The organism is Mesorhizobium sp. M0587, assembly GCF_040320945.1.
Taxonomy (GTDB): Bacteria; Pseudomonadota; Alphaproteobacteria; order Rhizobiales; family Rhizobiaceae; genus Mesorhizobium.
In genome coordinates this window covers 57233-71477 of record NZ_JAMYQP010000011.1, presented here as the reverse complement: position 1 = coordinate 71477, position 14245 = coordinate 57233, and the positions used below count along the sequence as shown (strand labels likewise).

General features: G+C 64.8%; 11 protein-coding genes, 1 pseudogene and 1 riboswitch. Of the genes and pseudogenes, 5 read left to right on the top strand and 7 right to left on the bottom strand.

Features of this window, described 5'->3' with window-relative positions; genetic code table 11:
- Positions 1-27 precede the first annotated feature (27 nt).
- From nuoF to NKI49_RS12915, 7 genes and pseudogenes are all read right to left on the bottom strand, one after another.
- Positions 28-1332 (bottom strand): NADH-quinone oxidoreductase subunit NuoF, encoded by a 1305-nt coding sequence (gene nuoF, locus NKI49_RS12945; RefSeq protein WP_352597887.1) that lies wholly within the window; start codon positions 1330-1332, stop codon positions 28-30.
- 10 nt (positions 1333-1342) lie between these two features.
- Complete coding sequence (locus NKI49_RS12940; RefSeq protein WP_352597886.1) at positions 1343-2635, bottom strand: NADH-quinone oxidoreductase subunit E; 1293 nt, start codon at positions 2633-2635, stop codon at positions 1343-1345.
- On the bottom strand, positions 2636-3826 hold the full coding sequence (locus tag NKI49_RS12935) for an NADH-quinone oxidoreductase subunit D (protein ID WP_027025972.1): 1191 nt from the start codon (positions 3824-3826) through the stop codon (positions 2636-2638).
- A gap of 89 nt (positions 3827-3915) precedes the next feature.
- Positions 3916-4216, bottom strand: a pseudogene (locus tag NKI49_RS12930) (four helix bundle protein); the annotation flags it as partial.
- An 85-nt stretch (positions 4217-4301) separates the two neighbouring features.
- On the bottom strand, positions 4302-4904 hold the full coding sequence (locus tag NKI49_RS12925) for an NADH-quinone oxidoreductase subunit C (protein WP_352597885.1): 603 nt from the start codon (positions 4902-4904) through the stop codon (positions 4302-4304).
- A gap of 4 nt (positions 4905-4908) precedes the next feature.
- Positions 4909-5490: a NuoB/complex I 20 kDa subunit family protein gene (locus NKI49_RS12920; RefSeq protein WP_027025969.1), complete on the bottom strand. Its 582-nt coding sequence runs from the start codon at positions 5488-5490 to the stop codon at positions 4909-4911.
- Entirely contained in the window at positions 5481-5846 is a 366-nt protein-coding gene (locus tag NKI49_RS12915) for an NADH-quinone oxidoreductase subunit A (RefSeq protein ID WP_010910112.1), read from the bottom strand. The genes NKI49_RS12920 and NKI49_RS12915 overlap by 10 nt, the downstream gene beginning before the upstream one ends.
- Positions 5847-6176: 330 nt before the next feature.
- Between NKI49_RS12915 and NKI49_RS12910 the strand changes: the two genes are divergently transcribed.
- The 5 genes from NKI49_RS12910 to cobG all read left to right on the top strand — a co-directional run bounded on the left by NKI49_RS12910 (position 6177) and on the right by cobG (position 14245).
- Complete coding sequence (locus NKI49_RS12910) at positions 6177-7376, top strand: winged helix-turn-helix domain-containing protein (RefSeq protein ID WP_352597884.1); 1200 nt, start codon at positions 6177-6179, stop codon at positions 7374-7376.
- Between the two features lie 28 nt (positions 7377-7404).
- A riboswitch (cobalamin riboswitch) is annotated at positions 7405-7609 on the top strand.
- 38 nt (positions 7610-7647) lie between these two features.
- Positions 7648-8082 (top strand): DUF1636 family protein, encoded by a 435-nt coding sequence (locus NKI49_RS12905; protein ID WP_352597883.1) that lies wholly within the window; start codon positions 7648-7650, stop codon positions 8080-8082.
- Entirely contained in the window at positions 8079-9131 is a 1053-nt protein-coding gene (gene cobW / locus NKI49_RS12900) for a cobalamin biosynthesis protein CobW (protein ID WP_352597882.1), read from the top strand. Before NKI49_RS12905 ends, cobW begins: the two co-directional genes overlap by 4 nt.
- Before the next feature lie 18 nt (positions 9132-9149).
- The gene (locus tag NKI49_RS12895) at positions 9150-12782 is read left to right on the top strand and encodes a cobaltochelatase subunit CobN (RefSeq protein WP_352597881.1); all 3633 of its coding nucleotides are present in this window, start codon (positions 9150-9152) and stop codon (positions 12780-12782) included.
- Positions 12779-14245, top strand: a complete 1467-nt coding sequence (gene cobG / locus NKI49_RS12890) for a precorrin-3B synthase (protein ID WP_502899432.1) — start codon at positions 12779-12781, stop codon at positions 14243-14245. Before NKI49_RS12895 ends, cobG begins: the two co-directional genes overlap by 4 nt.

The following is a 14245-nucleotide window of genomic DNA, read 5'->3' as shown; positions in this document are numbered from 1 at the left end:
GGCTTTCGCCCGCATTTCCGATTTATTCTATTCCGCCGCCACCATCACCGGTTCGGCCCGGTGCGCGTTGCGCGAAAACTCGTCGATGCGCCGCTCCACCTCGCCGCGGAAGTGCCGCATCAGGCCTTGGATCGGCCACGCCGCCGCGTCGCCCAGCGCGCAGATCGTGTGGCCCTCGACCTGCTTGGTGACGTCGAGCAGCATGTCGATCTCGCGCTTCTGCGCCTCGCCGCGCACCAAGCGTTCCATCACCCGCCACATCCAGCCGGTGCCCTCGCGGCACGGCGTGCACTGGCCGCAGCTCTCGTGCTTGTAGAAGTACGAAAGCCGCGCGATCGCCTTCACGACATCGGTCGACTTGTCCATGACGATGACGGCGGCCGTGCCGAGGCCGGATTTGAGGTCGCGTAGCGCGTCGAAATCCATCGGCGCGTCGATGATCTGCTCGGCCGGCACAAGCGGCACCGAGGCGCCGCCCGGAATGACCGCCAGCAGATTGTCCCAGCCGCCGCGAATGCCGCCGCAATGCGTCTCGATCAACTCGCGGAACGGGATCGACATCGCCTCTTCGACGGTGCACGGATTGTTGACGTGGCCGGAGACGCAGAACAGCTTGGTGCCGACATTGTTGGGCCGGCCGAAGGACGAGAACCATGCGGCGCCCCGGCGCAGGATGGTCGGCGCCACCGCGATGGATTCGACGTTGTTTACCGTGGTCGGGCAGCCATAGAGGCCGACATTGGCCGGGAATGGCGGCTTCAGCCTGGGCTGGCCCTTCTTGCCTTCGAGGCTTTCGAGCAGCGCCGTTTCCTCGCCGCAGATATAGGCGCCGGCGCCGTGGTGCATATAGACGTCGAAATCATAGCCGGACGTGTTGTTCTTGCCGATCAGCTTGGCCTCGTAGGCCTCCTCGATGGCACGCTGCAGCGCCTCGCGCTCACGGATGAACTCGCCGCGCACATAGATGTAGGCCGCAACCGCGCCCATGGCGAAGCCGGCGAGCAGCGCCCCCTCGACCAGCGTGTGCGGATCGTTGCGCAAGATGTCGCGGTCCTTGCAGGTGCCGGGCTCGGATTCATCGGCATTGATGACCAGGTAGCTCGGCCGGCCGTCGCTCTGCTTGGGCATGAACGACCATTTAAGGCCTGTCGGGAAACCGGCGCCGCCGCGGCCGCGCAGGCCCGACGCCTTCATCTCGTTGACGATCCAGTCGCGCCCCTTGGCGACGATGCCGGGCGTGTTGTCCCAGGCGCCGCGCGCCATCGCGCCGGCCAGCGACTTGTCGAACAGGCCATAGATATTGGTGAAGATGCGGTCTTTGTCCTGAAGCATTTTTCGTCCCTCAGACCGGTTTCTTGCCGAAGACGCGGATGTATTCGGCGACGCCGCCCTTGGCGAGCGCCTTGGCCTGCTTGACCCAGTCTTCGCGGTCGATGCGGCCGTGGAAGGAGAGATAGCCGTCCACCCATTCGCGCTCGGCCTTCTTCCACGACGCCACCTGGGCGAAGGTGAAGATGCCAAGGGAATGCAGGATGCCTTCGGTTCCCGGTCCGACACCCGAAATCAGCTTGAGATCGTCGACCAGCGCCGGCCTGGCGATGCCGGCCGGGCGGTTCTTGTCCTCGAGCGACGGTTTCTTTGTTCCGGTTTCCGCCTTGGCGGCGGGAAGCTTGGTTTCCGGCGACTTGAAGGCGGAAGCCGGCTCGGCCTTGTTCTTGGGGCCGCTGCGCTGTTTCGAGACTTTCTCGACCTCGGGCGCCGCCTTGTTGGCGTTGGCGGCCGAATGCCGGGGAGCCGCGACGCTTGCCGCCTTCTCCGTCGCCGGAGCGACCTTGACCGGCGAAGGCGATTTCAGCGCCGGGCTGGTTTCCGGCGCATCGGTTTTCGGCTTGCTGGCCTTCGACGGGGCGACAGGGACAACGGCCGGCAGTTGCGCGACTTTCGCGATTATCGCGTCCGGCGCCGCCTTGGCGGCCTTGGCGGCCTCCCTGGCCTCCTTCTCGCGGGTCGACTTGAGGATCGCCTTTTCGCTCTTCAGCGTCGTCAGCCCGGAGGCCGGCTCGGAGCCGGTGCGGCCGTTCTGCGGCCCCGGCGGCACCGAGGCGCCCTTGCCCGCGTCATAAAGATCGATGATCTCGGCCAGCCGTTCCGGCGTCAGGTCCTCGAACGTGTCCTTGAAGACCATGACCATCGGCGCGTTGACGCAGGCGCCGAGGCACTCGACTTCCTCCCACGACAAGGTGCCCTTGTCGTTGGTGTGGAACTGGTCGTGATGGATCTTCGAGCGGCACACATCCATCAACGCTTCCGAGCCGCGCAGCATGCAGGGCGTGGTGCCGCAGACCTGGATATGCGCGCGCGTGCCGACCGGATTCAGCTGGTATTGCGTATAGAAGGTCGCGACTTCGAGCCCGCGGATGCGCGGCATGCCGAGCATGTCCGAAATCGTCTCGATCGCCGCCTTGGTGACCCAGCCTTCCTGCTCCTGAGCTATCATCAAAAGCGGAATGATCGCAGACTGTTCGCGGCCCTTGGGATATTTCTTGATCCATTGCTTCGCCGCGGCCGCGTTCGCCCGGTTGAAGGCGAAGGAGGCTGGCTGGACGCTGGCTTCTGCGAGACGGCGGACTGACATTTAGCGATCGACCTCACCAAACACGATGTCGAGGGAACCGAGGACGGCGGTGACGTCGGCCAGCATGTGGCCACGGCACAGGAAATCCATGGCTTGCAGATGCGCGAAACCAGGGGCGCGCAGCTTGCAGCGATAGGGTTTGTTGGTGCCGTCGGAGACCAGATAGACGCCGAACTCGCCCTTCGGCGCCTCGACGGCGGCATAGACCTCGCCGGCCGGCACGCGATAGCCCTCGGTATAGAGCTTGAAGTGATGGATCAGCGCTTCCATCGAGCGCTTCATCGCCGCGCGCTTTGGCGGCACGACCTTGCCGTCGAGGTTCGACACCGGGCCGGTGCCTTCCTTGCCGAGCAAAAGGTCGACGCACTGGCGCATGATCTTGGCCGACTGGCGCATTTCCTCCATGCGCACGAGATAGCGGTCGAAACAGTCGCCGTTCTTTCCGATCGGAATGTCGAAATCGAGTTCCGAATAGCATTCGTAGGGCTGCGATTTGCGCAGGTCCCAGGGCGATCCCGAGCCGCGCACCATGACGCCCGAAAAGCCCCAGGCCCAGGCATCGGCGAGCGAAACGATGCCGATATCGACATTGCGCTGCTTGAAGATGCGGTTGCCGGTCAACAGCTGGTCGAGGTCGTCCAGCGACTTCAGGAACGGATCGATCCACTTGCCGATGTCCTCGACCAGCTTCTGCGGCAGGTCCTGGTGGACGCCGCCGGGCCGGAAATAGGCGGCATGCATGCGCGAGCCGGAGGCGCGCTCATAAAACACCATCAGCTTTTCGCGCTCGACGAAGCCCCACAGCGGCGGCGTCAGCGCACCGACGTCCATCGCCTGCGTCGTCACATTGAGGATGTGCGACATGATGCGGCCGATCTCGCAATAGAGCACGCGGATCAGCTGGCCGCGCTTCGGCACCTCGACGCCGAGCAGGCGCTCCGCGGCCAGCGCGAAGGCATGCTCCTGGTTCATCGGCGCGCAATAGTCGAGCCGGTCGAGATAAGGCACCGCCTGGAGATAGGTTTTTGCCTCGATCAGCTTTTCGGTGCCGCGATGCAAAAGTCCGATATGCGGATCGACGCGATCGACGACTTCGCCGTCGAGCTCAAGAACCAGCCTCAAAACACCATGCGCAGCAGGGTGTTGCGGGCCGAAGTTGATGTTGAAGTTGCGGACGGAGGTTTCAGCCATTCTGGCGCCTCTGGCGAAGAGTCAGTAGTGAGTAGTGAGTAGTGATCATCAATCTCAATGCCTGCTTCATTCCGCCTGCTTGGCCTGCACTGTTCGATAAGAGATCTCGTCATTTTTCCAATCTCTTCGCATCGCAGCAGCAGTTCAATCTCATTCTTTTCGCAGCAAGCCAACCCGGCATGCCAACAGTATGTGTGTTTCCAGTTCCTTCAACGAGCCTTGCGCCATGCGCAAAAATTGAACGAACGACCCTCTGTTTTCCCGACCGTATCCCTCTGCGACATTCGCTGCGATCGAAACCGCCGATCGGCGCATCTGAGAGGTCATGCCGTAGATCTCTTCCTTCGGAAATTCCTTGGTGTGACGGTAACAATCTTCAGCAAGCGTCATTGCCGATTGCCACACTTTCAAGTCCCGATAGGATTCGATCCGTTGCTCCAATTCTTCTCCTACTGACTACTGACTACTTCCCTACTCACTGTTTCGCTTTCTCATCCCCGGGCAGCACGTAGTCGGTGCCTTCCCATGGGGAAAGAAAATCAAAATTGCGGAATTCCTGCTTGAGCTCGACAGGCTCGTAGATGACGCGCTTGGCCTCGTCGTCGTAGCGCACTTCGACAAAGCCGGTCAGCGGGAAATCCTTGCGCAGCGGATGGCCTTCGAAACCATAATCGGTCAGCAGGCGGCGCAGATCCGGATGGCCCGAGAACAGCACGCCGTAGAGATCGTAGGTCTCGCGCTCGAACCAATCGGCGCCGGGGAACACCCCGGTGATCGACGGCACCATCGTCTCCTCGTCGGCCTGCACCTTGACCCGGATGCGCACATTCTGCTTCGGCGACAACAAATGATAGACGACGTCGAAGCGCTTGGCCCGCGACGGATAGTCGGCGCCGCAAACATCGATGATCGAGATGAACTGGCAGCGTGCATCGTCGCGCAGGAAGGTCACCACTTCGACCAGATCGCGTGGCTCGACATGGATAGTCAGTTCGCCATAGGCGATATCAGCGTCACTGACGCGGCCAATCAGTTTCTCGCCGAGATAGGTCGACAATTCGCTCAGGGATGCGGCCATGAATTTACCGTTCGATCGTGCCGGTGCGGCGGATCTTTTTCTGCAGGAGGAGAATGCCGTAGAGCAGCGCTTCGGCGCTCGGCGGGCAGCCTGGCACATAGATGTCGACCGGCACGACGCGGTCGCAGCCGCGCACCACCGAATAGGAATAGTGGTAGTAGCCGCCGCCATTGGCGCAGGAACCCATCGAGATGACGTAGCGCGGCTCCGGCATCTGGTCGTAGACCTTGCGCAGCGCCGGCGCCATCTTGTTGGTCAGCGTGCCGGCGACGATCATGATGTCGGACTGGCGCGGAGACGCGCGCGGAGCGACGCCGAACCGCTCCGAGTCGTAGCGCGGCATCGAGGTGTGGATCATCTCGACCGCGCAGCACGCAAGGCCGAACGTCATGAACATCAGCGAGCCGCTGCGCGCCCAGGTGATCAGCGCTTCGGTCGAGGTGACCAGAAAACCCTTGTCCGCGAGTTCGTTATTGATCTCGAGGAAGAACGGATCGTCGGACCCAACCGGCCTGCCGGTATTGGGATCGATCAGACCCTTTGGCTTCGGCGCGACAAGCGTGCCGGAACTGTCGCTCAATCCCATTCGAGCGCTCCTTTTTTCCATTCATAGGCAAAGCCGATGGTCAGCACCGCCAAAAACACCATCATCGACCAGAAACCCAGCATGCCGATCTTCGAGAAAGACACCGCCCACGGGAACAGGAAGGCCACTTCCAGGTCGAAGATGATGAACAGGATCGACACCAGGTAGAAACGGATGTCGAATTTCATGCGGGCGTCGTCGAACGAGTTGAAGCCGCATTCATAGGCGGAAAGCTTCTCGGGATCGGGGTTGCGGTACGCCACCAGGAAAGGCGCGGCCAGCAGCGCCAGGCCGACAACCAGCGCCACGCCGATGAACAGGACGATGGGCAAGTACGAACTCAACAGTGCGTTCATGCTGCGGCTTTCCGTTGGCGCCAATCCATTTTGATTACAGCACCGGACCTTAATGCGGAAGCGTGACAGTTTAACCGCTGAACCGTTTTAAGGGCCTATGCTGCAACGCGGCGAGGGTTAGCGCAGCACTTCCAGCGAAGCAAGTCAAACCTTGTTCAAAACACGGTGCTGGATGGCATATCGAGGAAAACTGGTCCGATCCGCTCCTGTTTGATTTCCTTCGCTTTTTACTCCACTTTTCTCTCCTGACATATATGCCGCCAAAACCCTGCTAGCATCCCGCGGAATCACAGCCCTGCCCCGCTCCAACCCCATCAGAGTCGCCTAAGGATGAAGGAAAAAATCTCGCTTGCCACGGCCCGGCGCATCGCGCTCGCCGCTCAAGGGTTCACCGATCCCCGCCCTGCCGGAACGCCCGACCGCCGCCACTTCGCCCGCGTGCTTTCCCGCACCGGCCTGCTGCAGATCGATTCCGTCAGCGCGGTGGTGCGCGCTCATTATATGCCGCTCTATTCGCGCCTTGGCGCCTACCCCTTTGCTTTGCTCGACAACGCCGCGGTGACGCGCAAGCGCACGGTGTTCGAATATTGGGCGCACGAGGCCTCCTTCCTGCCGGTCCAGACATACCCGCTGATGCGCTGGCGCATGGAGCGCGCCGAACGCGGCGATGAAATGTACCTGGGCCTCGCCAAATGGGGCCGCGAGCACGCCGCCTATATCGAAGAGATCTACCGCGAGGTCGCCGAGCGCGGGCCGATCGCCGCCTCGGCGCTGGAAGGCCAGAAGGGCTCGGGCGGCTGGTGGGGCTGGAGCCATGCCAAGCATGCGTTCGAATGGCTGTTCTGGGCCGGGCGCATCACCACGGCGCACCGCCGCGGTTTCGAGCGCTTCTACGATCTCCCCGAGCGCGTGCTGCCGCAGGCGATCCTCGACCTGCCGGTGCCTGCCGCCGAGGACGCGCACCGCGAATTGCTGCGCATCTCCGCCCGCGCCCACGGCGTGGCAACGTCCGGCGACCTGCGCGATTATTTCCGGCTGTCTCCCGCCGACATGAAAGGCCGGCTGGAGGAACTGGTTGAAACAGGCGAATTGCTGCCGGTGCGCGTCGAGGGCTGGGACAAGCCGGCCTATCTCCACAAGGACGCTCGCCTGCCGCGCAAGATCGAAGCCCGCGCCTTGCTGGCGCCGTTCGATCCGGTCGTCTTCGAACGGTCGCGCTCCGAGCGGCTGTTCGATTTCCACTATCGCATCGAGATCTACACGCCGGCCGAAAAGCGCCAGTATGGTTATTACGTCCTGCCGTTCCTGCTCGGCGACAGGATCGTGGCGCGTGTCGACCTCAAGGCAGACCGGCCGGCCAGCGTGCTGCGCGTCCACGCCGCCTATGCCGAGCCCGGCGCGCCGGCCAAGACTGCCGCCGAACTGTTCGAGGAACTGAAGCAGATGCAAGGCTGGCTCGGGCTCGAAGGCATCGAAGTGACGCCGGCCGGCGACCTCGGACAGCCCCTCGCCGACATTGCCGCGTCGTAGACGTGCGTTGACACAGCTGTCCCGACAAGCCTAAATCCGGTCAGACGGTCTCTTCTCTTCAAAGGGAGGAGCCAAGAGGGAATGCGGTGCGGGACAAAATCCCAAATCCGCGGCTGTCCCCGCAACTGTAAGCGAAGAGCCAAGGCCGAAAGCCACTGGGATGTTCCCGGGAAGGCGGCTACCCAAGGCGATGACCCGCGAGCCAGGAGACCTGCCGTCTGAGATACAAGAATCCGATCGCCTGGCGGGTTTTCCGGGCAAGGAGCCAGATTTGGGACACGACAGCGGCTTTCCGGCTGAGACAACGGATATCAGGTCAGGTCATGGCGATGCCTTGACCGGCGTGACGGTGATCGTCTGCGCCTCCTGCCGCGACGAAACCGGCTCCGACGCCCATCCCCGTGCCGGCGAACGTTTGGCCGAAGATGCGCGCCAGGCTGCAGCCAGTGACACTATCCGCATCCGTACCGTCGAATGCCTCGGCAATTGCAAGCGCCGGCTCAGCGCCGCGATCCTGCGCGACGGCTGCTGGAGTTATGTCTTCGGCGACCTGACCGCGACCAGCGGCGCCGATCTCGTCACCGGCGCAAAACTATTCGCCACCTCCACGGACGGCCTCATCCCATGGCGCGGCCGTCCCGATAGCCTCAAGCGCGGCCTCGTCGCCCGCATCCCTCCCCTCGACATGCTGAAGGACCAGACATGACCGTCCCAGTTTCCGCCGCCAATTTCTCCCGCGTTCCCTGCACCGTCGTCACCGGCTTTCTCGGCGCCGGCAAGACGACGCTGATCCGCCATCTCCTGGAAAACGCCGGCGGCAAGCGGCTGGCCATCATCGTCAACGAATTCGGCGATATCGGCATCGACGGCGAGATCCTGAAGGGCTGCGGCATCGACACTTGCCCGGAGGAAAACATCGTCGAACTGGCCAATGGCTGCATCTGCTGCACCGTCGCCGACGATTTCGTGCCGGCGCTCGACCGGATCCTGTCACTGACGCCGAAGGTCGACCATATCCTGATCGAGACCTCCGGCCTCGCCCTGCCCAAGCCACTGGTCCAGGCTTTTCAATGGCCAACGGTGAAGAGCCGCGTGACTGTCGACGGCGTCATTGCCGTGGTCGACGGACCGGCGCTGGCCGAAGGCCGTGTCGCCAACGACATGGACGCCCTTCAGGCGCAGCGCGTCAAGGATGAGACGCTCGATCATGACGACCCGGTCGAGGAAGTGTTCGAGGACCAGATCGCCTGCGCCGACCTCATCATCCTGTCGAAGAGCGACCTGATGGATAAGGCCGGTTCTGCCCGCGCCAATGCCATCATCAACGAGCACTCCGCCCGCGCCGTGAAGATCGTGCCGGTTTCGCAGGGCAAGGTCGATCCCTCCGTACTGCTCGGGCTCGGTCTCGCCGTCGAGGACGACATCGAGAACCGCAAGTCCCATCATGACGGCGCATTCGACCATGAGCACGACGACTTCGACACGTTCATTGTCGACATTGCCTCGATCGCCGATCCGGACGAGCTGGCAAAACGCGTCGCCACCGCCGCCGAGGAAGAGAACGTGCTGCGCGTAAAAGGTTTCGTCGAGGTCGGCGGCAAGCCGATGCGGTTGCTGCTGCAGGCCGTCGGGCCGCGCGTCAACCATTACTATGACCGCGCCTGGACGGCGCAGGATGATCGCCGCTCGCGCCTCGTCGTCATCGGCCTGAAGGGGCTGAACCGCCCGGCGATCGAACGTATACTCGCCGGCTGACGCAAAGCACGGGCCGCGATGCATATCCTCACCACGACCTCCGCCTCGCTCGACGATCTCGCCGAGCCGGTCGATCTGCGGCAGACGCCGGCGGACATAGTGGCCTTGTCCTTCACCGACAGCGATCTCGCCGGACTGGCGGCGGCGTGGAAGGCCGACGCGGATCGCCTGCCTTCGATGCGGCTGGCGGCACTGCGTGACCTGCGCCATCCAATGTCCGTCGACCTCTGGGTCGACAGCGTCGCCCGCCACGCCAAGATCATCCTGGTGCGCATCCTCGGCGGCTACGACTGGTGGCGCTACGGCTGCGACCAGCTCGCCTCGATCGCCCGCGAACGCGGCATAAAACTGGCGCTGCTACCCGGCGAGAGCCACGACGAGGATTTGCGCCTGATCGAAGCCTCGACGCTGCCGCGCGAAGAACTCGACGGCCTGCTCGCCTATTTCCGTGAGGGCGGCCCGGCCAACATGAGCGCGCTGGTGCGGAGATTGGCGCGGTTGGCGGGGCAGGATGGCGAGCTTGCCGAGCCGGTGAGCGTGCCCAAGGCGGGTTACTATGAGCCGAACCACGGCGTCGTCCCCCTCGAGGGGAGGGTCCGGCCGCAGGCCGGGGGTGGGGTCCTCTCCACTGCGCGCCAACGCTCTGAGGCGCGGCGGCATCAAGAAGCGCCACGTCCGGTCGCACCGACCCCACCCGGCCCTGCGGGCCACCCTCCCCTCGAGGGGGAGGGAAAGGTCATCCCCATCCTGTTCTACCGGTCGATGCTGCTGGCCGCCGATGTCGCACCGATCGATTCGCTTTTTGATGCGCTGCGCCAGCGCGGCATGGTTCCCGTGCCGATCTTCGTCTCCAGCCTCAAAGACCCAGCGTCACTCGCCTTTGTCGAGGCCGCGATTGCCCAGTTGAAACCCGCCGCCATCATCACCGCGACCGCCTTTGCATCCGGCGCCGAGCCGGGCGTCGAAACCCTGTTCGACCGCGCCGGCGTGCCCGTCTTCCAGGTCATCGTCGCCACCACGCGCCGCGACGTCTGGGAAAATAACCAGCGCGGCCTGGCGCCCGCCGACCTCGCCATGCACGTCGTGCTGCCCGAACTGGACGGGCGCATCCTCGCCGGCGCCATTTCCTTCAAGGGCGAAAGTGAGACCGATCCTGCGCTTGGCCATCGCGCCTTCGCCAACCGGCCGGAACCGGATCGCGTCGCGCAAGTCACGGAGCGTGTCGCGGCGTTCATCCGGTTGCAGGAGACGCCTCGCGCCGAGCGCAAGCTGGCTATCCTGATCCCGGATTATCCGAGCGCTCCCGGTCGCACCGGCTATGCCGTCGGGCTGGATGTGCCGTCGAGTGTTCTGGCGATGCTGCATGATCTCAAGGGACAGGGCTATGCCGTTGAGGGGATCCCGGAGACGCCGCGTGGGTTGCTGGACTTGCTGGAGCGGGGCGACAGCGGGCTGAGGCTGGAGGATTATCTCGAGTTCTCAAAAGACTTGCCGGCTGAGGCAATGGCTGCCGTCGAGGTGGCGTGGGGAAAAGCGGAAGACGAGACAGGTTTGCGCGAGGCGCCCCCCTCTGTCCTGCCGGACATCTCCCCCACGGGTGGGGAGATTGGCTGTGTCGCTGTTGGCTCACTCCCCGCAACCTTGGAGATTGGAGAAATCTCCCCCCTGGAGGGGGAGATGTCCGGCAGGACAGAGGGGGGCGCCTCGCACAAACCATCAAGCGAAAAGCACTTCCCCTTCCGCGCCGCCACCTTCGGCAACGTCACCGTGGCACTGGCACCCGATCGCGGCCGCTCGGCCGATCGCCGCGCCGACTACCATGACCCGACGCTGCCGCCGCGCCATGCGTTGATCGCCTTTGGTCTGTGGCTGCGCAACTCGCTCGGCGTCCATGCGCTCGTCCATGTCGGCGCGCACGGCACGCTGGAATGGCTGCCGGGCAAGACGGTCGCGCTCTCGGAAAACTGTTTTCCCGAGATCGTCACCGGTCCGCTGCCCGTCATCTATCCCTTCATCGTCTCCAACCCTGGCGAAGCGGCGCAAGCCAAGCGGCGCATCGCCGCCGTCACGCTTGGCCATTTGCCGCCGCCGCTGACCGGCGCCGGGCTGGACGAGGACCAGCACAAGCTTGAGCGGCTGGTGGACGAATATGCCCAGGCCGACGGGCTCGACCGCCGCCGGCGCGACCGCCTGGCCAGGCTGATCGTCGAAACCGCGCAAAAGACCGGACTTGCTTCCGAAGCCGGCGTCGCCAGGACCGACGCGCCTGACGAAGCGCTGCGCCGCATCGACGCCTGGCTCTGCGACCTCAAGGATTTCGCCATCAAGGACGGCTTGCACATCTATGGCCGCGCCCCGGAGGACGAGCCCGACGCCATGCGCCGGCAAAGCGCGGAGGCGGAAAAGACGGCGCTGCTCGCGGCGCTCGACGGCCGCCATGTCAAGGCCGGGCCGGCCGGCGCGCCGGCGCGTGGCCGCTCCGATGTGCTTCCCACTGGCCGCAATCTGTTCACGTCGGATCCGCGCACCATGCCGACGCCGACCGCCTACGATCTGGGCCGAGCGGCGGCGGAAGAAGTGGTGCGCGGCTACATGCAGTCGCATGGCGACTGGCCGCGCTCGCTGGTTATCGATCTTTGGGGCTCGGCTTCGCTGCGCACCGGCGGCGAGGAGATCGCGCAAGGCCTGTCACTGATGGGCTGCCGGCCGAAATGGGATGCCGCGACGGGCCGCATCACCGGCATCGAGGTGCTGCCGCCGGCCGCGCTCGGCCGCCCGCGCGTCGACGTCACCTGGCGCATATCGGGCCTGTTCCGCGACATGTTCCCGACCCAGATCGCGCTGATCGACGCCGCCGCCAACGCGGTTGCCACCCGCGACGAGGAGGAAGCGGAAAACCCGCTGGCGGCCAAGGCACGGGCCGACGGCAAGGTCAGCCCGCGCATCTTCGGCACCTCGCCCGGCACCTACGGGGCCGGCATCGAAGACCTCTTGTCGGGCGGCGACTGGACGGCGCGCGAGGAAATCGGCCGCGCCTATCTCGATGCCACCTCGCATGCCTATGGCGGCGCGGCGGGCGAAGGCGTCTCGGCGCCCGGCGCCTTCGAGGGCCGCATCGCCGAGGCCGATCTGCTCGTCCATACCGGCGACGACCCCGGCCGCGACATCCTGGAAGGCTCCGCCGACGTCGCCTTTATCGGCGGTTTTTCGGCCGCCCTTGCGGCACTCGGCCGGAACGCCGACGTCATCGTGCTCGACACCACGGACCCGCGGAAACCGAAGCCGCGTTCGGTTGGCGAAGCTGTGGCCCGCGTCGTGCGCGGGCGCGCCGTCAATGCCCGCTTCATATCGGGCCAGATGCGGCACGGTCCGCGCGGCGCCTCCGAATTCGCCGAAACCGTCGACCGGCTTGTCGGTTTCGCCGAAACCACGCACGCCATTTCCGGCGCGCTGATCGAGGCCGTGCATGATGCCTATGTCGGCAATCCCTTGGTTCGCGCCTTCCTCCTTCGTGAAAACCCGGCAGCGGCGAAAGTCATCGCCGAACGGTTCCAGTCGGCGCGGCGGCGCGGCCTCTGGCATCCCTTGCGCAATTCGATCGACGACGACCTCTCAGCGTTGATTGCCGAGGCCGAGGGAGTGGCGGCATGAACGCCTTCTCGCGCCGCGGCGCCTGCCCAGCCCTGTCCGCTCCCATGCAGACCGGCGACGGCCTGCTGGTGCGGCTCAATCCCGTCGCTGGAGGATTGTCGCCGAAGCTTTTGATCGGTTTGGCCGAATCCGCCCTGCGGCACGGCAACGGCATCATGGAAGTGACCGCGCGCGGCAGCCTCCAGATACGCGGCCTGACGGCGGAAAGCGCGGCACTGCTGGCGACGGAGATCGATGCGCTGGGCATCGCGGTGCGCACCGGCGTGCCTGTCGAGACCGGGCCACTGGCGGGCATCGACCCGCAGGAGATCGCCGATCCCCGGCCGCTGGCGGAGCGGATCAGGGCGGCGGTTGAAGAGGCTGGGCTGACGCAACGGCTCGGGCCGAAGGTTTCGGTCGTGGTGGACGGCGGCGGACAACTGCCGATGGATGCGGTGACGGCCGATGTGCGGCTTGTCGCAACGCGCGCCGGCAACGACATCGTTTGGAGCATATCGGTTGCCGGCGACAGCCGAAACGCGAAGGTATTGGCAAAGGTCGATGCGGATGCCGCGAGAGACATAGCCGTCGCTGCACTGAGAATGGTTGCCGAAAAAGGCCGCGAAGGCCATGCAAGGGATTTATCGGATCGACAGTTGGCCTCTCTCGCAGGCTGGCATTCTGTCACGCCCCCCTCTGTCCTGCCGGACATCTCCCCCACAAGGGGGAAGATTGCTCATTCACGCCCGCTTTCGCTAAATTCCAGGGCTGTCGAGGGAGAGCCGGCGCCGGAACTGCCAATCTCCCCCCTCGTGGGGGAGATGTCCGGCAGGACAGAGGGGGGCGCCATAGAGCGCGATCGCCCATCAATCGGCCTCTTCGACCTGAACGACGGCCACGCCCTCGGCATCGCCCTGCCCTATGGCAGCATGCCGGCGCAAAAACTGGTCGAACTTGCCACGCAAGCCTCGAGCCTCGGCACAACCGAAATCCGCCTCGCGCCAGGCCGCGCTCTGCTTTTCCTCGGCCAGCCGGCTGCCGCCAACCCCTCCCTCCAGGACACCGCGGCCACCCTCGGCTTTGTCACCGACCCAGCCGACCCGCGCACGCGCATCGCTGCTTGCCCCGGCGCGCCGGCCTGCGCTTCCGGCCGGATCGCAACGCGCGACATCGCCGAGGCCATCGCTGCTGAAAACGCCGACATTCTCGACTTCACGCTGCACATTTCCGGCTGCGCCAAGGGTTGCGCCCACCCCGGCCCGGCGGCCCTCACCATAGTCGGCGGCGAAAACGGAGCCGGACTTGTCGTGAACGCGACGGCAAAGGCCCTTCCTGCCGGCTACAGGCCGGGCTATGACGCCGCGCGCGGCATCAGCCGCGTCGCGGCAGTGATCCGCAGCGCACGACATCACGGCGAAACCGCCGCCGCTTGCCTGACAAGGCTTGGCACGGCCGGCATCGCCGAGGCTTACCGACAGGAATGA

Bases quoted from the DNA above. Each gene is read 5' to 3' on its own strand.
- NKI49_RS12935 (WP_027025972.1), bottom strand. From the start codon at position 3,826: ATGGCTGAAACCTCCGTCCGCAACTTCAACATCAACTTCGGCCCGCAA.
- NKI49_RS12915 (WP_010910112.1), bottom strand. From the start codon at position 5,846: ATGAACGCACTGTTGAGTTCGTACTTGCCCATCGTCCTGTTCATCGGC.
- cobW (WP_352597882.1), top strand. From the start codon at position 8,079: ATGACCGTCCCAGTTTCCGCCGCCAATTTCTCCCGCGTTCCCTGCACC.
- NKI49_RS12925 (WP_352597885.1), bottom strand. From the start codon at position 4,904: ATGGCCGCATCCCTGAGCGAATTGTCGACCTATCTCGGCGAGAAACTG.
- cobG (WP_502899432.1), top strand. From the start codon at position 12,779: ATGAACGCCTTCTCGCGCCGCGGCGCCTGCCCAGCCCTGTCCGCTCCC.
- NKI49_RS12895 (WP_352597881.1), top strand. From the start codon at position 9,150: ATGCATATCCTCACCACGACCTCCGCCTCGCTCGACGATCTCGCCGAG.
- NKI49_RS12940 (WP_352597886.1), bottom strand. From the start codon at position 2,635: ATGTCAGTCCGCCGTCTCGCAGAAGCCAGCGTCCAGCCAGCCTCCTTC.
- NKI49_RS12920 (WP_027025969.1), bottom strand. From the start codon at position 5,490: ATGGGATTGAGCGACAGTTCCGGCACGCTTGTCGCGCCGAAGCCAAAG.
- NKI49_RS12910 (WP_352597884.1), top strand. From the start codon at position 6,177: ATGAAGGAAAAAATCTCGCTTGCCACGGCCCGGCGCATCGCGCTCGCC.
- nuoF (WP_352597887.1), bottom strand. From the start codon at position 1,332: ATGCTTCAGGACAAAGACCGCATCTTCACCAATATCTATGGCCTGTTC.